Here is a 22,406-nt window from a genome sequence, read left to right as displayed (position 1 = left end):
GTTTCGTAACGGCGCCGAGCGCAATGCGTAACGTATGGCCGATATTGTCGGCGTCACGATTTGCCTGCCGGTAACGCCGCCATGTGCGGCGCATGAACATGATTGGACAGAGTGTAATGGCTGTAAGCGTGCGCAAGATTCTGGAAACGACGCTGATGCGCCAGGCCGATCCCAGCGTAGAAGCCGGCGAAGGGGCCCTGTCGAATGCCGTGCGGTGGGCCTACGCCAGCGAACGCTACGACGTCGCGTCGTTCCTTTCCGGAGGGGAACTGGTCATCGCCGAAGGCAGCGCGCTGTTCGCCCGCTGTTCGGACGGCGAGCTGGAACGGTACGTGCGTTCGCTGGCCGGCGCCGGCGTCAGCGCGTTCGCGATGGAACTGGTGGAGGGGCTGCGGACGGTGCCGCCGGCGCTGCTGCGCGAAGCGGAGCGGCTGGGGCTGCCGGTCATCGGACTGCATGCGCGGCAACCGTTCGTAGACCTGTGCCAGAGCGTCAACACCGAGATCCTGCGCGACCAGTTCGAAGCGCGGGCGCGCATTGACGTTTTGTCCAGCGAACTGCATGCGTCGTTGTCGAAAGTACGCACTGTTGATGAAGCGGCCGCGGCGCTGTCGCAGACGCTGGGGGAGAGCGTTGCGATCTTCGACGCCGACGGATTGCCGCTGGCGCAGGCCGGCTACGCAGGCAATGTTTCACAGGAAACGGCGGCGGCAATCTCGGTGTCGAAAAATGGGCGTCCGCTGGCGACGGTGGAGATTACGCAGCGGCTGCGTGCCGTTGATGGCCGGCTGCAGGCGCAGTTGGCTGAGATTCTGCAGCCGTTGCTTGCCGCACTCGTGCCGTTGCAGGTTCCGGTGGCCATTGCGTCGTCGGTATTCGCCGGCCCCGCCGGCACCGTGGCTACCGATGCCGAAGCACGCAACGCCGCACGCATGATGGAAGCGCTGGGCGCGGGGCCCGGCACGATGTTCTTTCCGCTGGCTATCGGAATGCGCAGCCTGTCGGCGACGCTCGGCGCTGTGGCGGCAACGCTGGAAGAAGGGGCGGATGAAGCCGGCTTGCGGCTGGTAACGGTGCTGGAGGGCACGACGCTATGGGGATGCTATTGCGCTGCCGGCGAGGATGGCGATCTGGCGGCATTCGAGCGGCGTTGCCGGCAATGCTGCCAGGCGCTGGCTAACGATGCCGGCTGCTGGACACAGGAAGGGCGCGCAACGTGGAATGCGCGCGGGCTGCTGGATATCTGCGGGACGATGCGTGCCGTTGTCGCGCAAGGAGAGCCGGCGTGGGGCGAATGCCGCAGTTTTTATGGGCGCTTGCTGGAACGGTTCGCGCTGGTGCCGGCGACCGGCGACGCCGCAGCGATGCTGCAGGCCGTGCTGCTCGGGGAGGAGGCGTTGGCCGACCGTGCGCTGCTAGAAGCGGTCGCCGCCTGTTTCCGGGCGGACGGACGCAAGACGGCAGCGTGCGCGAATCTTGGAGTCCAGCGGCAGACGCTCTATAACCGGCTGGACAAAGTGTCCAGACTGACCGGCGTCGACGGCTCCGACCCGCTTGCGTGCCAGTTGCAGGGATTGGCGGCCGCGCTGGCGCTGTGCGGGGCGCCGGCGGCCGGTTCCCCGAATGCCGGTGGCCGCGGCAGTGTGTCCAATGCAGGAAGCGGCGACGTAATGGTTCGGTGACACCGAAGCAAAGCGGCGCGGGCATAGTCGGCAGTGCAAAACATTCCATTGCGTGAATCCGGTTTCCGTTGTCCTTCTCTTTCCTAGAAAGGCGTGACCATGAGTGCGATAACCCAGCCCCAGGTGCTTGCACCGCAATTCGAATTGGAACCCGACGCCGGTGCGGAGGTTGAATCCGAACGCCAGTCGATGGTGAGGAAAGTCGCCGCGTCGTCGTTCCTCGGCAACTTCATCGAGTGGTTCGACTACGCCTCGTATTCCTACTTCGCGACCGTCATCGCCACCGTGTTCTTCCCCTCCTCCGACAAGACGGTGGCGCTGATGGAAACGTTCGGCGTCTTCGCCCTCTCCTTCCTCCTGCGGCCTCTCGGCGCGCTGTTCTGGGGAAGCTACGGCGACAAGCACGGCCGCAAGGGCGCGCTGTCGGTGTCGATTCTGCTGATGTCCGGCGCTTCGTTCCTTATCGGCTGCCTGCCGTCGTACGCAGCCATCGGGCTGGCTGCGCCGGCGATGCTCCTGCTGCTGCGCATGGTGCAGGGCTTCTCGGCCTCCGGCGAGTATGCCGGCGCCGCGACGTTCCTCGGCGAATACGCGCCCACCAAGCGCCGCGGCCTGTACTGCTCGCTGATTCCGGCGTCGACGGCCATCGGCCTGCTCGCCGGTTCGACGCTGGCGACCGTCATGACGCTGCACCTGAGCGGCGACGCGATGGCATCATGGGGATGGCGCGTGCCGTTCCTGCTCGCCGGACCGCTCGGGCTCATCGCGCACTATATGCGCGCCAAGCTCGCCGATTCGCCGGTCTATGCGCAGATGAGCGATGCGCTGGAACAGGGCGGTGCTGCCGGCGAGGGCGGCGCCAAGCGCTCGCCGCTGCGCGAACTGTTCCGCAAGTACCCGAAGAAGCTGTTCATCAGCTTCGGTGCCTGCATGCTCAATGCCGTCGGTTTCTATACCGTGCTCACCTATCTGCCGACCTACCTTTCCGAAACGGTCGGCATGGAAGCATCGCAGTCGTCGACGATCACCACCATCTGCCTGGTGCTGTATGTGGGCATGGTGTTCGGCATGGGGCATGTGTCCGACCGGTTCGGCCGCAAGAAGGTGCTGATCGGCGCTTGCGTGGCGTTCATGGCGCTGACGGTGCCCGCGTTCATGATTCTCAAGACCGGTCTGTTCTGGCCGGTGCTGCTCGTCGAACTGTCGCTGTGCGCGACGCTGACGGCCAACGACGGCACGCTGTCGAGCTATCTGGCGGAAACGTTCCCGACCAGCGTGCGGTTCACCGGCTTTGCGTTCAGCTTCAACCTCGCGAACGCGCTGTTCGGCGGCACGGCGCCGTTCATCGCCACCTGGCTGATCTGGGCTACCGGTTCGTCGATTGCGCCGGCCTGGTACATGGTCGTCGTGGCGGCCGTGGCGCTCGTGGCGATGGTTCTCTCGCACGAAAACGCCGACAAGGACCTTACGTCGATCTGATCTGGCCGTCCCGACGCATTCGGCGGCGGAGGTGCGCGCCGGATAGTCGTCAACCTCCGCCTTCGTCCGGCAGGGCGGCTCCGCTCCCTTCCGGCGCAGCAGCGTCCGCCCCCCACCGCAGCAGTCTCCGACTCCCCATAGAAAGGAACCCACTTCCATGGCATATCTCATGAGCGAAATGACGTGGCCTGAATTCGCGGCTCGCAAGGATCGGCCGGTCATCGTGCCGATTGGCTCGACCGAACAGCATAGCCAGCATCTGCCGCTGAATACCGATGCCGTTCTGGCCGCCAGCGTGGCCCTTGACCTTGCGAAGGCGATTGACGGTACCGTATTGCCGGTGCTTTCCTATGGGTACAAGTCGAAGCCGCTGTCTGGGGGCGGCCCGCTATTCCCCGGTACGATCGATATGAACGGCGCCACCGTCATCGCGCAGATGCACGACGTGCTGCGCGAGCTCATCGACGACGGTTTTACGAAGATCGTCGTGATGAACGCGCACTTTGAAAACGAAGCGTTCATCGTCGAAGCGATTGATTTGGTTACACGTGAAACTGGCGGCGTGGCCACAATCGTGGAAACGAACTGGTGGGACCCGCTGACGCAGGACGTAATCGACAAAGTCTTCGACGGCCTGGAATTCCCCGGCTGGGCGCTGGAACATGCGGCCATCACCGAAACGGCGCTCATGCTGCATTACGCTCCCGAACTCGTGCACATGGACCGCATCGTCTACGAAACCCCGGTTAAGGCGCTGCCGTACGTGCGCTACCCGGTGCGTTCCGGCGACGTTCCCGCCTACGGTGGCCTGGCCGACCCTCGCGGCGCCACCGCCGAACAAGGCGCGCTGATGGCTGATGCGTGCGTCCAGGAAGTCTCCGCCATCTGCCGCCGCGAATTCAATCTCTAGCCGCCGTTTGCGCTCTAGCTGCACAAAGCCGTTGCCTGCGATTGCCCACCTATCGCAGCCAGCGGCTTTCGCGTTGGCTGCCGTCTGTGACTACTTTGCCTTGCATTGCCTTGAACATGGTCAAGTTGCCTAAGTAACTTCCCATCTTTCCTATGTATCTTCCCATGTTGTTTAAGTAACTTCCCTTGCTCCCCGTGTTGCTTCTCATGTTCCCTATGTTGGGTAGGAGTTGAACTTGAGGTGGTGGCGGAATGGGCGCTGCTAGTAACCGAGCAATTGGGCGCGGCCTTCCTTGGTGAGGGCGTATTGAACGGGACGTTTGCGAACTTGGGTGATGAAGCCGTCGGCTTCGAGGCGGCTGCAGATATTGCAGATGGCGCGATAGCCGACGCCAAGAGCGTCCGCTGCGCGGGAGCGCTCGATGTTATGAGGTGCAGCACCGAACAATTCCTCCTGCATAAGGAAGAAGAGTACGGCGCGAAGGTTGGAATCGTAAGCACGCTCATGGCTCAGCATATCCAGCTGCCTGGCGCCTGCGGCGAGAGCGGCAAGCTTCTCTTGCAGGTTGTTGATGATCCGGTTCTGCGCGGTCTTCACGAACGTGAGCAGACGGTATGTGAACAGCGTGAGATCAAGGCAGTTCAGCGGATGCTGTGCGTCTTCGAATGCCTTGTAGTATGCTGCCTTTTCGCCGAGAATGACAGGGCTGACGCTCACGGCTGTGGGTGCGCTTAGGCAGCTCTGCAGCTGGATGGAAAGCAAGAGCCGGCCAGTGCGTCCGTTGCCGTCGTAAAACGGGTGGATGTATTCGAAGATGAAGTGAGTCATGGCTGCCCGGATGAGTGCAGGCGTTTCGTCGCTGTTCGCGAACGCAAGCCATTGCGTCAGTGCGGTGGGGATAGCGCTCGGTACCAGCCCTTGATGGAGATGTTCGCCGGTGGCCGTGTCATCAATGTACACGGCGCCGGTGCGGAAGAGGTCGCTATCCGGCAGCGTTTCCTCGTCGAGCTCGCCTTCCGTAACCATGTCGTACAGGGCGCGGATTGCTTCGAGCGTCTGCGGGAATTCGAGTTGGCGGTGTTGCGCGGAGGCGGAAGGAACGGCAGCTTCCAGGGGTTCCCGCGCCTGAATAACCGGCGATTCGTCAGTCAGCATGAGGAGCAGTTTGGCGAACTCGGAGAACCGTGCGTGGGGGCGTTCTTTCGGGGTGCCGATGCTAGACGCTGCATGTTCGATAGCGCTATTGATTTCCTGCCTCGTCGACCGCACGCCTTCGATATCGTTGGTGCTCTGCAATTCCTGGGCGATGAGGCTGGTCATGCAGGCTGCTCGGGCTGTCGGGGGCAGCTGTGCCCACAATGCCTGAACGTCCTTTTCGTTGGCGGTAATGGATGATTGCAGCTGCGCAAGCTCCCGGAAATTCACGACGAAGGGTTCCTGGCCGTTCAGCGTGACGTGGGAGGGGAAAGCGCTCCAGTCGTGTAGCCGTTCAGCGGCGATGGCGGCTGCCTTTTCCTTCGGGGGGAGGGAAGCGTCGCTCATATAGACGGATTGCTTGACGCTTTTGTAGGACACCATGGTGGCCTCCCTTCTGTGCGCGAATATCGTCAAATGCAACGCATGGCGGATTCGTTATCTTCGCATCCTGCTGATATGCGAGAATAGACGGTCGCGAAGACACTCCTTTCTTTACATTTCGTCAAAATGTAAAGAAAGAATCTGCGAACGGCGATTGAATCTTCGCTTTTAGGAAGGATGCGAAGGTGGGGATTGCTGGGCTGCGGTAAACGCGCGAAGGCGGGAAAGACTTGATCTACCGGAGTCGCTCGCGTCACAGCTCCGTTATTGCCATTGTTTCGCTTCCAGATTTGATTTCGCTCAAAACGTTGATTTTCCAGCGGTTTTCTGGCTTTACTTCCAGATTTGGCGATTTCTCACTTCTAGATTTGGCGACTGCTGACTTCTGGATTTGGCTATTGGATGCCCCGTTTCCGAGGACGGCGGTGGCTGTCCTCCTGTGCCGTCGTGGGTTTTAGTGGATTGGCGTCCAGAGTTTGCGGGTGCCGGCGCCACTGGACACGAGGCTCATGTCAGCTTGTTGGAAATCCGCCATTTTCGGCAAGCTCAAGGAGCGCATTGTGTCCAGTGAGCCGGCTGCCTCCCAAAGTCTGGACGACTGAAATTGAGAATCGCTCGCTTTCGCGATACGCTGGACGCACGTTCGCCGCCGAACCGTCAAGCCATTCGCCGTCCAACCGTCAAATTTCCTGTCGTGTCTGGTCCGCGCTGCCAACCACCGGAGGAGTCGCCATGCTTCTGGATTTCACCGTCGAGAATGCGTTGAGCTTCCGTGAACCCCAGCAGTTCTCCATGCGCCGAACCGTCCGTGTGCCGGAAGGGGAGGCTTGGCCGCAGCCGCAAATCTCCACGCTCGCCGCCATTTACGGCGGCAATGCGTCTGGCAAAACGAATTTCCTCCGCTGCCTCCGCTTCTTCTCGAACTTCGTCGCCACCAGTTTCCGTGCCGGCGACGCCACATCCGGTACCAGCGCAACTCCCTTTCTCCTTGACGACGACTCGGAAAACCATCCTTCCACCTTCTTCGCGGAATTCATCGCCGCTGACGGCAGCCGGTACCAGTATTGGTTTTCGCTGACCCAAGACCGCATTGTCGAGGAGGTGCTTTGGCTCTTCCGCGCGGAAACGAATCGGAAGACCGTACTGTTCGAGCGCGAGGACGGCAAGCCGGTTCATTTTGGGGCAGCGTTGCGTTCCGGCGGCCGTCTTGTCGAACGGATTACGCGGCCGAACGCGTTGCTGCTGTCTACTGCAGCGGCCTCCGGCATCGCCGCCGTGCAGCCTGCGTTCGACGAGATTGCCAAGACTATTCAGTCTCGCGACACTGTCGATTTCAGTCGCTATTTCGCTACCGTCGCCCACTATATGAGGCGCAATCCCGTCATCGCCGAACAGGTCGCCGAATTGCTGAAATTCGCCGATTTCGGCATTACCGGCGTCGATTTCCGCGCCCCGGTTCTCCCTGGCGACCCGGTGTTTCCTGACGACCCGGGTCAGATCGCTACCGCCCTCGCCAGTCTCCACAATGATTCGCGCGATTCTTCCTCTTTCGCGGCTGCTGGCGATCAGGCGCAGAGCGGCAGGCCCCAGATGCTCTTCACCCATGCCGGCCGGGGCGTGACGCGGCAGTTCTCGCCGGAACGGGAGTCCGAGGGAACGCGCAACGCGATGCTGCTGTTCCTGTGGATCATCGAGTCGCTCACCAAGCCGACGGTCCTGCTCATCGATGAAATCGATACGAGCCTCAGCCCGGCCCTGCGCGCCGAAATCCTCGGCCTCTACCGTGACCCCGCCACCAACCCCCACCAGTCGCAGCTCATTTTCACGACGCATGACCTGAGTCTCATCAGCGCGTCCGGGGCGGATCGCAGAGTGCTTGACCGGGACCAAATCTGGTTCATTACGAAGAGCGGGGAGGGTGAGTCGTCGTTGCATCCGCTGACGGAATGGGAGGAGCGCGACGTGAACTTCGGCAAGAACTACCAGCACGGCGTCTATGCAGCCACTCCGCAGCCTACGCTGCACGAAACGGTGGCGAGGATTTTTCAGGCGCCTACGCAGGCAGGATAGGAGGCGGCGATGGTGCAGGTCCCCGTCCACGGGCGCCCGGAGAAGAAGGCCGAGCGTAATAAGCGATTCCTGATTTTCTGCGGTGGAATCGTGACTGAAGTGGAGTATTTCGAGTACGTCAAGTCCGTTGTGGGACGGTACTGTTCGCCGGGATGGAACGTTCAGGAAGACGTTCAGGTGGAGAAGAAAGGTGTCGATCCGCTCACGCTGACGGAAGACGCCATTACGCTGATGCGCAGGGACGCGCAGGCGGCGCAGAAGGAGGAGTACGAACCGTACGAGCGGGTCTGGGTGGTGACCGACATCGACGACTTCGCGAAGAAGATCCAGCAGGCGCAGGATGCTGCCGACGCGACCGGCGGGAAAGTGGAACTGGTCATTTCGAACCCGTGCTTCGAGGTATGGATTATCGACCATGCCGAAAGCTGCCCGGCGGAATATACGCAGACGCCGATGTGCCAGCAGCTTGCCAAGGAACTCGACCTGGTGGGCAATGCAAGCGGGCGCAGGAACAAGCACATCCAGATTGACAAGATCAGCGGAAAATACGCGGAGGCGCTCGAGCATGCCCGGCAACACATGTGTGACAGCGCCCAGCGTGAGCTGAGGCAACGGCATCCGGCGGTGAACAACCAGTCCAACTACGCGCCGTGGACCGACGTTCCGCGGGTAGTCGAGGCGCTGATCGAGGAGTGCAAGCGCGTCTCAGGCCGCGACATCAGTAGCGAGCTGTAGGGCTTTAGAACTTTGCTGTCCAGAGTTTGCGGGTGCTGGCGCCGCTGGACACGAGGCTCATGTCAGCTTGTTGGAAATCCGCCATTTTCGGCAGGCTGAAGGAGCGTCTTGTGTCCAGTGAGCCGGGTGGCTCCCAAAGTCTGGACGCAAAAAGCGGGGAGGCGGCGGGTAGAGTGGTGGCCTATGACGAATCTTGTGGAACATCCGCGCGGCGCTGAAGAGGGGAAGCCCGGCGACCGTTCGGCGTTTTATTTCGAGCAGCATACGCGGCTTTCCGACGCTCCCGATGGCAAGGGCCGCGGCGGCGCGCGCTACGGTCGCACCGGCGTCATCCATACCCCGCATGGCGACATCGCCACCCCGGCGTTCGTTCCAGTCGCCACGCAGGCGGCCATGAAAGCGGTGCTTCCCGAAGACATGAAGAAGCTGGGCGCGCAGTGCCTGCTGTCGAACGCATTCCATCTCTATGAACGCCCGGGCCAGGATGTGCTCGACGCCGCTGGGGGGCTGGCGAAGTTCATGAACTGGGACGGCCCGACGTTCACCGATTCCGGCGGCTTCCAGGTCCTTTCGCTTGGCGCCGGCTTCAAGAAAACGCTGGCGATGGACGTTACCGGCATGAAGTCGGACGACGTCATCGCCGAAGGCAAGGAGCGGCTTGCGTTCGTCGATGAGGACGGCGTGACGTTCAAGTCGCCGCTCAATGGTTCGCTGCATCGCTTCTCCGCCGAAATCTCGATGGAGATTCAGCACAAGATCGGCGCCGACATCATGTTCGCGTTCGACGAGCTGACGACGCTGATGAACACGCGCGGCTACCAGGAGCAGTCGATTGAGCGTACGTTCCGCTGGGCGAAGCGTTGCGTCGAGGCGCACCGCAAGCTCACGCAAGAGCGGCTCGGCAAGCCGTATCAGGCGCTTTACGGCGTCGTGCAGGGCGCGAATTACGAGGATCTGCGCCGCCGTGCAGCTTCCCAGATTGCGTCGCTGGATTTCGACGGCGTCGGCATCGGCGGCGCCATTGAAAAGCGGATCATCGGCGACACCTGCGCGTGGATCTGCGATGAGATGCCGGAAAGCCGGCCTCGCCACGTGCTCGGCATCGCGGCCGTCGACGACATCTTCGCCTGCGTGGAGAACGGCGGCGACACGTTCGACTGCGTCGCGCCGGCCCGCTGCGGCCGCAACGGCGCGATCTTCACCCGCCACGGCCGCTACAACGTCAAGCGAGCGGAGAACAAGTTCGATTTCGGACCGCTGGAAGAGGGCTGCCAGTGCTACACCTGCACCCATTATTCGAAGGCGTACGTCGACCACCTGCTGCGCGCCCGCGAATTCAACGGCTTCACGCTCGCCACGATCCACAACGAGTATTTCTTCGTGCATTTGCTCGACGATATCCGTGCGTCGATTGATGGCGGCTATTTCGAGGAATTCCGCGATGAAACGCTCGCGAAATTCTACGAAAACGGTTCTCGTGGCTGACGTTTAAAGCGCCCGCTGCCGTCGCCGTTGGAAACAAGATTCGCGACACGCCGAAGATGACTAATTTGCGTTCCCGGGGAGGTGGGTGTAAGTTAGTCATTTGTCTGCGAGTGTGGCGGAATGGTAGACGCGCTGTCTTCAGGTGGCAGTGAGCGTATGCTCGTGGGGGTTCAAGTCCCCCCACTCGCACGATTGAAAACCCGGCAACCAAGTTGCCGGGTTTTGTTTTCCTCCGCCGAGTCCACGCTCAGTGCAGGATTGGGCGTCTTAAGGACGAGGACATAGACCAGACTGCCGGCACTCTCATCAGCTGTTATATCCAGCCCGACATGGTGATTCTCCCTCCTGCCTGTGCCATGACACGCAGGCTGTCGTGAAAGCGATTGAAAAGGGCTGCCCTGTGCATTCTGGTTGCTGCCATCGTCTGCCCGGATGATTATGCAAACGTCTAACGATTACATTAGTTATAATCTAATTACATTAGTTTGACTGAAGAATTACATTAGTTGGGTGTTCGAAGATGATTTATGGCACTGCAGAGATGGTTGACAAAGTACGACGCCTGCTGGCGGACGTCGAAACTGAGGTAGTGGAGTAATAAGTCTGCGAAGAACAATTTTGATTTTGACGATTTGGGCCGATACTTCTCTGCGCTAAGCAATGAAGCCAATCTTCGACATGCAGATGCTGGGTGGTTGCTGTTTGGTGTACGTAATGATAGGACAATTTGCGGTACCGGCTATCGCAAGGAAACTCATACTCCTAGCGTCGGATTGCGAAATCTTAAGCATGACATCACGCGGCACACCAATAACGGAATGACGTTTGAAGAAATTTATGAGCTCGAAATAGACGGGCAGAGGGTCGTTGTGTTTCAGATTCCACCTGCAACGTTTGCCACGCCAACTACTTGGCATGGCGTTCCTTGGTCGCGGGAGAATGAGTCTTTAGCGCAGATGCCGCAGTTCAAGCTTGAAGCAATTTACGGGCAATCAAGGCCAGACTGGTCTCGGCAGATAGCCTACGATGCCGCTGTTGACGATCTTGATTCGGAAGCAATACGATTTGCTTGCGATGAATACGTTAAGAAATACGCGCCTACGCAGAAAGCGGTTGAAAACCTATCTGATGAAGAGATTCTGACAAAAATTGGTCTACTGATTCACGGCCATGTTACTAATGCCGCGCTTGTGTTGCTGGGAAAGCCTGAATCGACTGTTTTTCTAGGGGGCGTCGGGCTTCGTATTACTTGGACTTTGTACTCTTCTAACGGGGATGTCTCTTCTTATGAACATTTTGAGCCGCCATTCCTATTGCAGGTAAACAAGGTGCTAGCCAAAATACGCAACGAGAAGTATCGATTTTTTACTGATCCTAATACCCTATTCCCGGAAGTTGCGCAGCGATATAGCCCAGAAATTATTCGTGAGCTCCTTCATAACGCAATTGCCCATCAGGATTATCGCCTTTCAGGAAAGATTAATGTTCTCGAATATGAAGACCATCTGGTCTTCCTGAATGAAGGCACCTTTATTCCTGGCAGCATTGATGCAGCGCTCGCCCCCGGTTACAAACCTCCCTACTATCGCAATGCATTGTTAGCAAAAGCTATGAGCAAGATCGGTATGATTGACCAGAATGCAATCGGTATCCGTAGCGTCTTTGATATCCAGCGTGAGCGCCGGCTGCCATTGCCAACTTACGATCTTTCGCAACCTTCGCGCGTATCAGTTACGATATTTGGCACCATCATTGATGAAAAATATTCGCAGCTTCTGGCCGTATATCCCAAACTAGATTTGCAGAGCGTAGTGCTGCTGGACATGGTGCAGAAGGAGCAGCCCATCTCTAAGGATCAAGCTAAGGACCTGCGTTCAAGAGGCCTGGTAGAGGGGCGCTATCCCAGGCTTACGATTTCATCGTCCGTAGCGAAAGCTCTTGGTAAGCAGAAGGAATACGTAAGAAGCAAAGGATTGGACAATCAAATCTGCAAGGCTCTTATTCTTCAACTACTCCGTTCTCGCCCCTCTACAAGAATCGAAATTCTCGCTGCAATCAAACATGCTCTTCCAGAAGGGGTATCCGATCAGCAGCAGGCCAACCGAGTCAGCTATCTGCTGCAAACCTTGCGTAAGCAGGGGAAAATCTACTCAGATGGTGCTACTTCGGCTGCTAAGTGGCATTTGCAGGAGGAATCTTAAGCTCTATCGGAAAGGAAAAACAATGAAAGGCCCCCTCTCTGGAAAGGGGAGAAGGGGAGGGGGCTTGTTGCGCCGGACCGGGTGAGGGACGGTCCCTTGGAATGGCGCAATGGCCGCGGATGCGGCCCAGGTGCCGCCCCGGAATCCTGTGGCTTGGAATCCGAGGCGGCACGGGAGACTACTGGATGACGCTGTTGAGTTCGTCGACGGTGCGCAGCGCGGCGGCGACGTCGGCCGGCGTCACCTTGAACGGCATGTTGACCATCGTGTCGGACGGGTCGCAGGCCAGTTCGCCGACCTTGAGCAGATCCTCGTCGGTGGCGTCGGCGATGCCGATGCCCTCCAGCGACGTCGGCAGCCCCACTTCGCGGAAGAAGCGGTACGCTTCCTGGAAATCGGCCATCGGACGGTCTTCGAGCACGAACTGCGCCAGCGTGCCGTACGCCACCTTCTCGCCGTGCAGATACTGGTGCGTGCCTTCCAGCGCGGTCAGGCCATTGTGGATGGCGTGGGCCGCGGCGAGCCCGCACGATTCGAAGCCCAGTCCGCTGAGCAGCGTATTGGCTTCGACGATCTGCTCGACGGCGGACGTGCACACGCCGTTGCGCACCGACGCAAGCGCCTTGACGCCGTCGGCGATCAGCAGGTCGTGGCACAGCTTCGCCATTGCCTGCGCGGCGTTCGTGGCATGGCCGCCGGTCATCGTCACGGCGTTCGACTGCACGCACGCCAGCGCCTCGTAGTACGTGGCGAACGCGTCGCCCAGGCCAGCGACGAGGAAGCGCGCCGGAGCCTTGGCGATGATCGTGGTATCCATGATCACCTTGTTGGGGTTGGCAGGCAGCGGCAGATAGTGGTCGAACTGCCCGTCGTCGGTATAGATGACCGACAGACGCGAGCACGGCGCATCGGACGACGCCGCGGTCGGCGCGATGATGACCGGCAGCCCGGCGAAGTGCGCCACCGCCTTCGACGCGTCCAGCGTCTTGCCGCCGCCGATGCCGATGACGGCATCGCATTCGCCCAGCATCTCGCGGTGGTGGTCGATTTCGGACATCGAGCATTCGCCGCCGAACACCTTGTAGCGGTACGGAACGCCGGTCGCCTCGAACGACGAGACGATGTCGTCGTGGTAGGCGCGGTCGATGAACGAGTCGACGATCAGGTACGCGCCCTTGCTGCCCAGCTCGCGGTATTCGCCGGCGAGCGACGCCATCGCGCCCTCCTGCTGGATATAGCTGCCGGGGGAGCACAGAACTTTCCTCATGGATACCTCCTCGTATCGCGGTCGTCGGTGGGGCCGCGGCTTGGCGCCGGCATGGCCCGCATGCGGTTTAGATTCTATGTCCCGCCCCTTGCGGCGTCTACGGTCGGTTGTGAGGGTCGTGTATGGACTTTTTGCCTCCGGGCGACGCTTTGCAGGGATGTTCAAAAAAGTCGATTGTGACGTTAAAGATTCTTTCAGGAATCACCCAGACGGGACGTTTTTACTCGTAGGTAGCACTTCAACCGATGGCATAATCGAAGACTTTTACCGCAGGAAACTCCGTTTCAAGAGACAAGAAGGAGCAGACATGGCTGAAGACAGCAACGGCAGCTGGGGCACGCCGAACCCGTACGGCAACGACGGCGAACAGCAGGCGCCGCAGCCTGAGGAAACGCAGATCGACGTGACCGAAACGATCACCGAGGAGACGAAGCCGACGCAGGCGATTCCGGTCGCTTCCCAAGATTCGGCCGCCCCTGGCGCCGCATCCGCCGGTACGACGCCGACCGATACGGCGGCTGGCTCGGCGGCGAGCGGCACGTCGTCGGCTGGAACGGAGGAATCTTCCGCAAACGGCACGCCGGTCGACGGCACCTACCGGCTGGCGCCGCAGTACGGCGCGTTCAGCACGAACCCGGCCGCCCACGGTTCCGCGCAGCCGGCCAGCGCCGCTGGCACCCCCGGCACCGGAAGCCAGCAGACGGGGCAGCAGTCGCAGTCCCAGCCGACGCAGCAGTTCGGCACGCCGTACGGCGCTTCGTACGGCCAGTCTTCCACCCCGAACGGCAACTACTTCCCGCCCACGCAGAACCCGTCCTACGGCAACGCGTACGGCGCGTCCAACGCGAACAACGCCAATGCCAACGCGGGCGGCGCCAACGGCACGCCGACGGGCCCCGCCGCCCCGAACGGTCCGCAGCAGGGCATGCCGGGGGGCGTCCCGATGCCCCCGAATGCCAACGCGAACGCGAGGCCCCGCACGGCCAGCAACGTCGTCGTCGCCGTCGTCGCGGCGCTCGTTGCGGCGGCGCTGTGCCTCGGCTTCGGCTACGCGGCGCTGACGAACGGGTGGGTGAAGGTGGCGACGACGAGCTCGCTGACGTCGGTTTCGTCGAACAAGTCCGGCACCGGCAGCGCGACCGTCGACGGCGGCGACGCGCCCGACTGGACGAGCGTCATCAACAACGTCTCCGATTCGGTCGTCTCGATCCAGACGACGCTGTCGAACGGCACGGCGAAGGGCTCCGGCGCAATCATCGATAAGGCCGGCTACATCATTACGAACAACCACGTCGTCGAGGACGCCACTGCCATCCAGGTGACGCTCGCCAACGGCGACATGTACAGCGCGACGACGGTCGGCACCGACCAGACGACCGATCTCGCCGTGCTCAAGCTCGACAACGCCCCGGACAACCTGACCGCGGTGACGTTCGCCGATTCCGACAACCTCGCGGCCGGCGAACCGATCCTTGCCATCGGCAACCCGCTGGGCTACGAAGGCACCTCTACCAGCGGCATCATTTCGGCGCTCAACCGCCCGGTTTCCGTCATGGATTCCGACAACACGGCGATTGTGACGAACGCCGTGCAGATCGACGCGGCGATCAACCCCGGCAACTCGGGCGGCCCGACGTTCAACGCCGCCGGCCAGGTCATCGGCATCAACTCGTCGATTGCGTCGACGGCCAGCTCGACCGAAACGGCCGGCTCGATCGGCATCGGCTTCGCGATCCCGTCGAATCTCGTCAAGCGCGTCGCCGAAGAAATCATCAAGAACGGCAAGGTCGTGCACGTTGCGCTCGGCGTGACGATTACGGCGACGACGGTGGAAGCCGACGGCGTCACCCGCGGCGGCGCCCTCATCAAGTCGGTCGTTTCCGGCGGCCCGGCGGCGAAGGCAGGCCTCAAGGCCGGCGACACGATCGTGGCGTTCAACGGCAACGCGGTGAGCAACAACTACTCGCTGCTCGGCTACGTACGCGCCGCGGCGCTCGACTCCACGGCGAAGCTCACCGTCGTGCGCGACGGCAAGACGCTTGAGTTCGACGTCACGTTCGACCAGGAGGAAAGCGACGTCAACGGCACGACGAGGAACGACAACTCCGGAAATTCCGGCAACTCCGGCAACTCGAATGGCGACTCCAACGGCAATTCGAACGGAGATTCCGGCTCCGGCAACGGCAACGGTGGCGGATTCACCGATCCGTTCGGCCTGTGGTAAGCCGCGGTAATTAACCAAGATTCGCCAGCCGCCCCGTTCCAGCGCCCCGTTGCGTTGGGCGGGGCGGTTGGCTTTGTATGGTAAGTTAGACAGCGATAACTCAATCATCTTTTTTTACGCCGTGTATCGCGGGCTGGGCCAAGCCGGGCCTTCGCTTCGATGGGTTAACAAGGCGTAGCGCAATGCCGTCCCCGGCGGGGGCGCGCCTTGGCTACCCCTGCTCCCGTGGCGTTCGGGTAGCCGCAGGCGTGACGCTGGCGGCGGCGCAACGATACCGACGTAAGGAGATGCGATGAATAAAATCATCCGTCTGTGCAAAGAAGTGCCGATGCTGCCCATCGTCATCGTGGCGGCCATTCCGCTGGCACTCATCCCTTCCTGGCGCCCGTGGGGGCATTGGGCTTGGTCGTTCGATCCGGGCGTAGGGCAGTGGATCATCATCCTGCTGACGTGCTGGACGATCATCGAATCCGTCAAGGGCATGATCGAAGACCTCAAGGCAGGCCACCTGGGCGTGGACCTGCTGGCCGTCGTCGCGCTCGCATCCACCGTCTGCGTCGAGCAGTACTGGGCGACGTGGGCCGTGCTGCTGATGGTGGCGTCCGGCGACGCCATCGAGTCGTATGCGCAGGCGAAGGCGCGCAGTTCGCTGACGGCGCTGATCAAGGCGGCGCCGCAGCAGGCCCACCTGGTCAACCTTCCCGGCGTCGACGGCGTCGAAGGGCATGACGGCTCGTTGACGGCGGATGTCGCTGCGCTGGAAGAGGACGCCGAGCATTTTCGGCATGTGTCCGGGAAAATCGACGGACACCCGGGCGCGTCGGTGCCGGTGGTCGGCGCCGGAACCGCCGGGACCGACGAGCAGAGCGACGAGGAAGCCGCCCACCACTTCACGACGGTGCCGGTCGACCAGGTCCAGCTCGGCGACGTGATGGTCGTGCTGCCCGGCGAAACGGTGCCGGTCGACGGCCAGCTGATTTCCGGCGCCGCAACGCTTGACCTGAGCAATATCAATGGCGAGCCGGTGCCGCGCACCGTGTACGCCGGCGCCGAAGTGCTCTCCGGCTCGATCAACGGCTCGACGACGATGACGATCCGCGCCACGCGCCTGGCGAAGGATTCGCAGTACCAGAACATCCTCGAACTCGTGCGTTCCGCGCAGGAAAGCCGTTCCGCCGCCGTCAAGACCGCCGACATGCTGGCGGTGCCGTTCACCGTCGTGTCGTTCCTCATCGCCGCGCTGGCGTGGATTGTGTCGGGCTCGGCGCTGCGGTTCGCGCAGGTGCTCGTGCTGGCGACCCCGTGCCCGCTGCTCATCGCCGCACCCGTCGCCTACGTTGCCGGCACCGGCCGGCTTGCGAAGCACGGCATTCTCGTCAAGGCGCAGGACGTGCTGGAAAATCTTGGGAAAGTAACCCACGTATTCTTCGACAAAACCGGCACGCTGACCGTCAAGCAGCCGCAGGTCGTGCGCATCGAGCAGACGGCGGCGGCGCCGACCGCGGCCACCCACGGGCTGACGAACGACGAGCTGCTGGTGATGGCCGGCGTCGTCGAAAACTATTCGGTGCATATCCTCGCCAAAGGCATCGCGAAAGCCGGCAAGGACGCGATGGTGCGGCTCGGGAGGCTGACCGAGCGGCCGGTGCCGGCGAATCCGAAGCGTGCCCACCCGCGCATTCCGGATGCCAACTACCCGTCCGTCGCCGACATCTGCGAAGAAGCCGGCAAGGGCGTCTCCGGCACCGTCGACGGACGCAAGGTGCGGGTCGGGCGGCTGCCGTTCGTGCTGGAATCCGACGAATCTTCCGAAACGCTCAAGGCGCGCTATGCGTGGCCGAGCCAGCTGGCGCCAGACGAAATGGCCACGTACGTCGCCATCGACGGGCAGCTGGCCGCGCGCATCGTGCTGCGCGACGTGCCGCGTGCCGACGCCGCGCGTTCGATTGAGAAACTGCGGCAGCTGGGCGTGCAGGAAGTCACGATGCTGACCGGCGACAAGCGCGCCTCGGCCGAGGAAATCGGCTCCGAAGTCGGCATCAGCGACGTGCGCTACGAACTGCTGCCGGACGGCAAGGTGGCTGCGGTGCGCGACGCCGGCGACCATGGCGAGCACGGCCGCCGTTCGAAGCAGCCGTGGTGGGACAAGGTGTGCGAGAAGGTGCTCGGCGAATCGATGACGCGCGAAATCACGATGATGGTCGGCGACGGCGTCAACGATGCGCCGGTGCTCGCCGTCGCCGACATCGGCGTGGCGATCACGGACGGCACGTCGACGGCCGCTTCCGAATCCGCGCAGGTCGTCATTATGAACGACACGCTCGCTGCGGTGCCGCTCGGCGTTTCGATTGCGCACCAGACGAAGCGCGTCATGCTGCAGGCGGTGTGGCTCGGCATTGCGCTGGCCATCGTCGGCATGCTGTGCGCGGCGTTCAACCTCATTCCGGTCGTCGTCGGCGCGTTCCTGCAGGAAGCGATCGACGTCGTGTCGATCATGTGGGCGCTGACGGCGATGTTCGACCGCACGGAGTAGCTGCGGGGCTGGGCGGCAGCGGCGGGCGCGACAGGGCAGTGCGGGCGGCGGAGGGCGCCCCGCGCCGCCGCAGCCCGCGGGGCTGGGGTTCCGGCGTTCGGGGTTCTCTATTATTCTTGGTTGCGTGACTCAAGATTCTGGACTTCGCATTGCCGTTATCGGCGCCGGCCCCGCTGGCGTCTACTCTTCCGATATTTTCCTGCGCCAGCTCAAGAAGCTCGGCGACGAGCTGGGCGTGGGCACGCAGGCCCGCATCGACCTGTTCGAGAAGCTGCCGGTGCCGTTCGGCCTGGTGCGCTACGGCGTGGCTCCCGACCATCCGTCGATCAAGTTCATCTCCTCCGCGCTGGAGAAGACGCTCGACAACCCGGACATCCACCTGTACTGCGACGTGGAGTTCGGCAAGGACGTGACGCTGGAAGACCTGCTCGAGCGCTACGACGCGGTGCTGTTCGCCACCGGCGCCGTCAAGGACAAGCCGCTGAACCTGCCGGGCGCCGATCTCGACGGCGTGTACGGCGCCGCCAAGTTCGTCGAATGGTATGACGGATACCCCACCGGTGCCCGCGAGTGGCCGCTGACTGCCGAAAAGGTCGCCGTCATCGGCGGCGGCAACGTCGCGATGGACGTTGCCCGCGAGCTGATGCGCAACGCCGACGACCTCAAGGAACGCACCGACATTCCCGACAACGTCTATGAAGGCATTGCGGCCAACAAGGCCAAGGAACTGCACCTGTTCATCCGACGCGGCGTGGCGCAGGCCAAGTTCAGCGTGCAGGAGCTGCGCGAAATGGAGAAGCTGCCCGGCGTGCAGCTCATCATCGACGAAGACGACTTCGAGCTCGACGACGACACGATCGAGGAAGCCGGCAAGGACAAGCTCACGCGCCAGATGGTCGAGGAGCTGTACGCCATTCAGGAGATGGCGCTCGACATGGAGGACGACGGCAACGTCGACTTCGAAGGCAACCCCGCCGACCGCCGCTACTACATCCACTTCAATTCGGCGCCGGTGGAAATCCTTGGACAGGATGGCAAGGTGACCGGCATCAAGGTCGAGAAGACCGAAACGTCGGCCGATGGCAAGATGAGCCGTACCGGCGAATTCGTCGAATACCCGGTCGAGGCCGTCTACCATGCCATTGGCTACCAGCCGGAAGAGGCTCCGGGCATCGCCTATGACGCCAAGGGCGCGCACTTGGCGAACGCGAACGGCGACGGGCGCATTACCGTGGATGCCGAGAACAGCGAGATCCGCGAACGCCTGTATGCCACGGGCTGGGCGAAGCGCGGGCCGGTGGGCCTGATCGGCTCGACGAAGTCGGATGCGCTGCTCATCGTGACGAATATGCTCGAAGACCTTGCGAAGGCTGCCGAGGGCGGCCAGGTCGCCCCCGACCGCGACCCGGAATCCATCGACCGCCTGCTGGCCGAACGCGGCATCAAGCCGATCGATTTCGCCGGCTGGAAGAAGATCGACGCCTTCGAACGCTCCGAAGGCGCCAAGGAAGGCCGCGAACACAAGAAGGTCATCGATCCGGACACGATGCGCAATCTCGCCCACGCGTAGCGATGATGCGGGTAGGCGCAACGTGTCCTTCTCGATGACGTTTTCGCGGTATGGCGATTAACCTAGCGGCTTCCATTCGGGCGGTTCGTAATCGCCCGAAAGGGCGCCCACGGCGATGGCTTCGTTGGCGACGATGCAGCTCATCACTCCCTGGTCGCGCAGATCGATCGTGAAGTATTCGTTTGCTTCGTCCAATGAAGGCAGCTCGGCTGAGTTCCGCTTTTCCTGGAAATCGTAGTAAGCCTCTCGCTCGTCTGTGAACTGCGCGGCTGTGTAGGAGGCTTCGGCAAGTCCGGCTTGGTGGAGGCAGTCGACGGCTGCCTCTTCCGGCTCACTGAATAGCTGTGGGTCGGCTTGCTGGCGTTGGTAAACTACGGAAACGATGCTCACGTTGCGCGCGAAGCAATCTCCCTCGTCGTCATTGAACTTCTGCTCAGCGGCTTCGGAGGGGAAATCGTCGGCGGAGGTACTGTATGCATCTGTATAAAAGCCCCCGGCAGTGAGTAGGGGAGGTTCCGTATAGCCTTTGTCAACGACGCATTGGCGATAGTCGCTCCAGGCCTGCTCATAGTCGGCGTGATTAATCGGTTTGCCGCTCTCTAGAGATTTGCGTACAATCCTTTCCTGGGATCCGCCAGCATACGGGGACTTTTCATATGCGTTGAGCACCATCTGGAGATACTCGCTCATCGAAGAGGCGTATTTTTCTCCTCCGGATGTCTGTGCGGTTTCCTCCTGATGTCCGCATCCTCCGACTGTCATGGCGAGCACGGCTGCCAGTATCGCAGCGACTGCGGTTTTCATTGCCGACGTGATGAGCATTCCTTCTCCTCCCTTGGGTTCCGTCAGCTGAATGGCCTAATCACCGAGCGTTGTAGGAAACCCAGTCTTTGCCCATCTCGCTAACACCGGTTACCCTAGAGTGGCAAGCAGAGAGAACTCCAACGGTGTGTGAGTTTGTTTTTGTCCCCTCCTGTACCGCCGTACAGGTGGTACGGAACACCCCGGCGCTTGTAGTTAGAGATATGTCGGAGACGGTTGAGGTGACTGAATAGTCGCCAAACACGTAGTAGTGGTCGAAATGCCCGGTTCCGTAGCGCCAGAAACCTGAGGAGGAAACGGCTGCGGCGGGGAACGCGGAGGCGAGTGCCATGGTGGCGGCACATAAGAACGCCGCGATTAGCGTGACCATCTTTTTCTTGGAGAGTCGCAGATTGTGCATTTTTATCCTTTCGCCAATCATTCTGGATGATGCTGGAAATGTAGCGTTTCCCTAAAGGGGGTTGTGTTCCCATTGTTTATCCTCGGTTTCCTGACCATGAGTGAGCGTACCCATTATGTGAATATAAAGATTGCTTGATGGAACGTTTAAGGTGTTTCGGTTGTTTTTTCAGCTTGGCGAGTAGGCTCGAACTGTAGAAAGTGGGTGCCTATGCCCGATTGCGGGCGTGGGTGGCCGCCGGGCGGTCTGCCGGGCGGCGCGAGCGAAAAGGTGATCGATGCCTCAATCCAATGCCCGGCATGCCAGCGCACGCAAAGCGACGATCATGCGACGCTGGCTGATGCTGATTGCATCGGTGCTGCTGATTATCGACATGGTCGGACTGACGATGTACTACCGTCCGTCGTCCATGGCCGACGCCGCTGTAGACGCCGTGACCGGCACGGCCGAAACGGCGTCGGCTACCGTCGCTCGCAGCGCGGCGCCGGCGCCGGCAGTCGACCCGGTGCTCGCAACCATCGAAAATCTCAATCAGATTACCGGCGGCTCGTCGATTGAAACGGTTGGTTTCACGTTAAACAACGACGATCAGCAGGCCGTGCGCGAGGCCGTTTCCGCGTTCACCGATGCCGGCTACTCTGCGGCGTTCGTGCTCGCCGACCTCTCCACCGGCGCCGTGCTGGCGTATGACGGTACCGAAGCGAAGTATTCGGCGTCGTCGATCAAGGGGCCGTACGTCATGTCGCTCGCCGCAACCGGCGCCATCGATCTCGACGGCGTCATGAACGGCGTCACCGCTGCCGAAGCCAGCGATAAAACCTACATTGAAAACGCCATCCAGATTTCCGACAACGAAAGCTACCATGCGCTGTACCGCGAGTACGGCGCGCAGCCGCTCGTCGATTGGATGGACGGCACCGGCGTCCAGCACAACCTCACCGTCGGCTCCGATGTCGCCTACCTCGACCTGTCGGCCGTCGACCTCGCGCTGATGTGGACGAAGGCGTACGATTACCTGTTTACCGACGTCGACGATGCCGCCGACGGCGGCAAGGCGTCGGTGGAAGCCCGCGAATGGCTCGCGTCGAACTATGCGGCGACGCTGAATTCCTCAATCAATCTTGAACTCGGCGGACAGGACCGCATGATGACGAAAGCCGGCTGGATTTGCGAAGACGGCTACTATGCGCTCAACGACGGCGGCATCGTGTTTCCCGGCACCGAGGGGACCAGTTCGTACGGCGGCGTCGCCGTGACCGAAAAGCCGGCCGCCTACGTCATCACGATGCTGACCGACGCATGCGGCGAATACGGTCTGCTTGAAAACCTGGCCGCGTCGCTGGACCAGGTCTACGAAGGCTCGATGCAGTCGTAGCGTTCTTGCCTCTTCAATCTTTCAACCTTACGGGCTCAATCTTACGTGTAAGATTGGCGGTGTAAGAATGAAAGA

The 22,406-nt window shown here is 61.4% G+C and carries 15 protein-coding genes and 1 tRNA gene; 12 read left to right on the top strand and 4 right to left on the bottom strand.

Features of this window, described 5'->3' with window-relative positions:
* Nucleotides 1-116: 116 nt before the first annotated feature.
* The 3 genes from AC1AXT_RS07475 (at nt 117) to AC1AXT_RS07465 (ending at nt 4,071) form a co-directional block, all read left to right on the top strand.
* The gene (locus AC1AXT_RS07475; RefSeq protein WP_476541016.1) at nt 117-1,682 is read left to right on the top strand and encodes a PucR family transcriptional regulator; all 1,566 of its coding nucleotides are present in this window, start codon (nt 117-119) and stop codon (nt 1,680-1,682) included.
* Nucleotides 1,683-1,871: 189 nt separating this feature from the next.
* Nucleotides 1,872-3,161 (top strand): MFS transporter, encoded by a 1,290-nt coding sequence (locus AC1AXT_RS07470; protein ID WP_476541194.1) that lies wholly within the window; start codon nt 1,872-1,874, stop codon nt 3,159-3,161.
* 169 nt (nt 3,162-3,330) lie between these two features.
* On the top strand, nt 3,331-4,071 hold the full coding sequence (locus AC1AXT_RS07465; RefSeq protein WP_476541192.1) for a creatininase: 741 nt from the start codon (nt 3,331-3,333) through the stop codon (nt 4,069-4,071).
* A gap of 261 nt (nt 4,072-4,332) precedes the next feature.
* Here the strand turns inward: AC1AXT_RS07465 and AC1AXT_RS07460 are convergent, their stop codons facing one another.
* Nucleotides 4,333-5,649, bottom strand: coding sequence for a Fic family protein (locus AC1AXT_RS07460; RefSeq protein ID WP_476541014.1), 1,317 nt, complete (start codon nt 5,647-5,649; stop codon nt 4,333-4,335).
* Nucleotides 5,650-6,381: 732 nt separating this feature from the next.
* On the opposite strand from AC1AXT_RS07460, the gene AC1AXT_RS07455 reads away from it, so the two are divergent.
* The 5 genes from AC1AXT_RS07455 to AC1AXT_RS07435 all read left to right on the top strand — a co-directional run bounded on the left by AC1AXT_RS07455 (nt 6,382) and on the right by AC1AXT_RS07435 (nt 12,140).
* Complete coding sequence (locus tag AC1AXT_RS07455) at nt 6,382-7,719, top strand: AAA family ATPase (protein ID WP_476541012.1); 1,338 nt, start codon at nt 6,382-6,384, stop codon at nt 7,717-7,719.
* A gap of 9 nt (nt 7,720-7,728) precedes the next feature.
* Nucleotides 7,729-8,454, top strand: coding sequence for an RloB family protein (locus tag AC1AXT_RS07450; RefSeq protein WP_476541010.1), 726 nt, complete (start codon nt 7,729-7,731; stop codon nt 8,452-8,454).
* Between the two features lie 183 nt (nt 8,455-8,637).
* Nucleotides 8,638-9,939, top strand: coding sequence for a tRNA guanosine(34) transglycosylase Tgt (gene tgt, locus AC1AXT_RS07445; RefSeq protein WP_476541008.1), 1,302 nt, complete (start codon nt 8,638-8,640; stop codon nt 9,937-9,939).
* 106 nt (nt 9,940-10,045) lie between these two features.
* Nucleotides 10,046-10,128 (top strand) — tRNA-Leu (locus AC1AXT_RS07440).
* A gap of 443 nt (nt 10,129-10,571) precedes the next feature.
* On the top strand, nt 10,572-12,140 hold the full coding sequence (locus AC1AXT_RS07435; protein WP_476541006.1) for an RNA-binding domain-containing protein: 1,569 nt from the start codon (nt 10,572-10,574) through the stop codon (nt 12,138-12,140).
* 178 nt (nt 12,141-12,318) lie between these two features.
* On the opposite strand, the gene AC1AXT_RS07430 is transcribed toward AC1AXT_RS07435, so the two are convergent.
* Nucleotides 12,319-13,407, bottom strand: a complete 1,089-nt coding sequence (locus AC1AXT_RS07430) for a glycerol dehydrogenase (RefSeq protein WP_476541004.1) — start codon at nt 13,405-13,407, stop codon at nt 12,319-12,321.
* Between the two features lie 307 nt (nt 13,408-13,714).
* Here AC1AXT_RS07430 and AC1AXT_RS07425 point away from each other — a divergent pair, with 307 nt between their 5' ends.
* From AC1AXT_RS07425 to AC1AXT_RS07415, 3 genes are all read left to right on the top strand, one after another.
* Nucleotides 13,715-15,631 carry a S1C family serine protease gene (locus tag AC1AXT_RS07425; RefSeq protein WP_476541002.1) on the top strand — a complete coding sequence of 639 codons (1,917 nt, stop codon included), beginning with the start codon at nt 13,715-13,717 and terminating at the stop codon, nt 15,629-15,631.
* A gap of 292 nt (nt 15,632-15,923) precedes the next feature.
* Nucleotides 15,924-18,164 (top strand): heavy metal translocating P-type ATPase, encoded by a 2,241-nt coding sequence (locus tag AC1AXT_RS07420; RefSeq protein ID WP_476541000.1) that lies wholly within the window; start codon nt 15,924-15,926, stop codon nt 18,162-18,164.
* A gap of 124 nt (nt 18,165-18,288) precedes the next feature.
* Nucleotides 18,289-19,734: an FAD-dependent oxidoreductase gene (locus tag AC1AXT_RS07415; protein WP_476540999.1), complete on the top strand. Its 1,446-nt coding sequence runs from the start codon at nt 18,289-18,291 to the stop codon at nt 19,732-19,734.
* A gap of 57 nt (nt 19,735-19,791) precedes the next feature.
* Here the strand turns inward: AC1AXT_RS07415 and AC1AXT_RS07410 are convergent, their stop codons facing one another.
* Nucleotides 19,792-20,556: a hypothetical protein gene (locus AC1AXT_RS07410; protein ID WP_476540996.1), complete on the bottom strand. Its 765-nt coding sequence runs from the start codon at nt 20,554-20,556 to the stop codon at nt 19,792-19,794.
* Between the two features lie 40 nt (nt 20,557-20,596).
* The gene (locus AC1AXT_RS07405) at nt 20,597-20,977 is read right to left on the bottom strand and encodes a hypothetical protein (protein WP_476540995.1); all 381 of its coding nucleotides are present in this window, start codon (nt 20,975-20,977) and stop codon (nt 20,597-20,599) included.
* Between the two features lie 256 nt (nt 20,978-21,233).
* Here AC1AXT_RS07405 and AC1AXT_RS07400 point away from each other — a divergent pair, with 256 nt between their 5' ends.
* Nucleotides 21,234-22,331: a serine hydrolase gene (locus AC1AXT_RS07400; RefSeq protein WP_476540993.1), complete on the top strand. Its 1,098-nt coding sequence runs from the start codon at nt 21,234-21,236 to the stop codon at nt 22,329-22,331.
* Nucleotides 22,332-22,406: the final 75 nt, after the last annotated feature.

This window comes from Bifidobacterium sp. LH_450 (assembly GCF_056356715.1).
The sequence above is the reverse complement of the archived record's forward strand: the minus strand, read 5'-3'. Positions and strand labels throughout refer to the sequence as shown.

Excerpts from the sequence above, each read along its gene's own strand:
- AC1AXT_RS07475 (WP_476541016.1), top strand. The coding sequence starts at position 117 with ATGGCTGTAAGCGTGCGCAAGATTCTGGAAACGACGCTGATGCGCCAG.
- AC1AXT_RS07470 (WP_476541194.1), top strand. The coding sequence starts at position 1,872 with ATGGTGAGGAAAGTCGCCGCGTCGTCGTTCCTCGGCAACTTCATCGAG.
- AC1AXT_RS07465 (WP_476541192.1), top strand. The coding sequence starts at position 3,331 with ATGAGCGAAATGACGTGGCCTGAATTCGCGGCTCGCAAGGATCGGCCG.
- AC1AXT_RS07460 (WP_476541014.1), bottom strand. The coding sequence starts at position 5,649 with ATGGTGTCCTACAAAAGCGTCAAGCAATCCGTCTATATGAGCGACGCT.
- AC1AXT_RS07455 (WP_476541012.1), top strand. The coding sequence starts at position 6,382 with ATGCTTCTGGATTTCACCGTCGAGAATGCGTTGAGCTTCCGTGAACCC.
- AC1AXT_RS07450 (WP_476541010.1), top strand. The coding sequence starts at position 7,729 with ATGGTGCAGGTCCCCGTCCACGGGCGCCCGGAGAAGAAGGCCGAGCGT.
- tgt (WP_476541008.1), top strand. The coding sequence starts at position 8,638 with ATGACGAATCTTGTGGAACATCCGCGCGGCGCTGAAGAGGGGAAGCCC.
- AC1AXT_RS07430 (WP_476541004.1), bottom strand. The coding sequence starts at position 13,407 with ATGAGGAAAGTTCTGTGCTCCCCCGGCAGCTATATCCAGCAGGAGGGC.
- AC1AXT_RS07425 (WP_476541002.1), top strand. The coding sequence starts at position 13,715 with ATGGCTGAAGACAGCAACGGCAGCTGGGGCACGCCGAACCCGTACGGC.
- AC1AXT_RS07420 (WP_476541000.1), top strand. The coding sequence starts at position 15,924 with ATGAATAAAATCATCCGTCTGTGCAAAGAAGTGCCGATGCTGCCCATC.
- AC1AXT_RS07410 (WP_476540996.1), bottom strand. The coding sequence starts at position 20,556 with ATGCTCATCACGTCGGCAATGAAAACCGCAGTCGCTGCGATACTGGCA.
- AC1AXT_RS07405 (WP_476540995.1), bottom strand. The coding sequence starts at position 20,977 with ATGATTGGCGAAAGGATAAAAATGCACAATCTGCGACTCTCCAAGAAA.
- AC1AXT_RS07400 (WP_476540993.1), top strand. The coding sequence starts at position 21,234 with ATGCCTCAATCCAATGCCCGGCATGCCAGCGCACGCAAAGCGACGATC.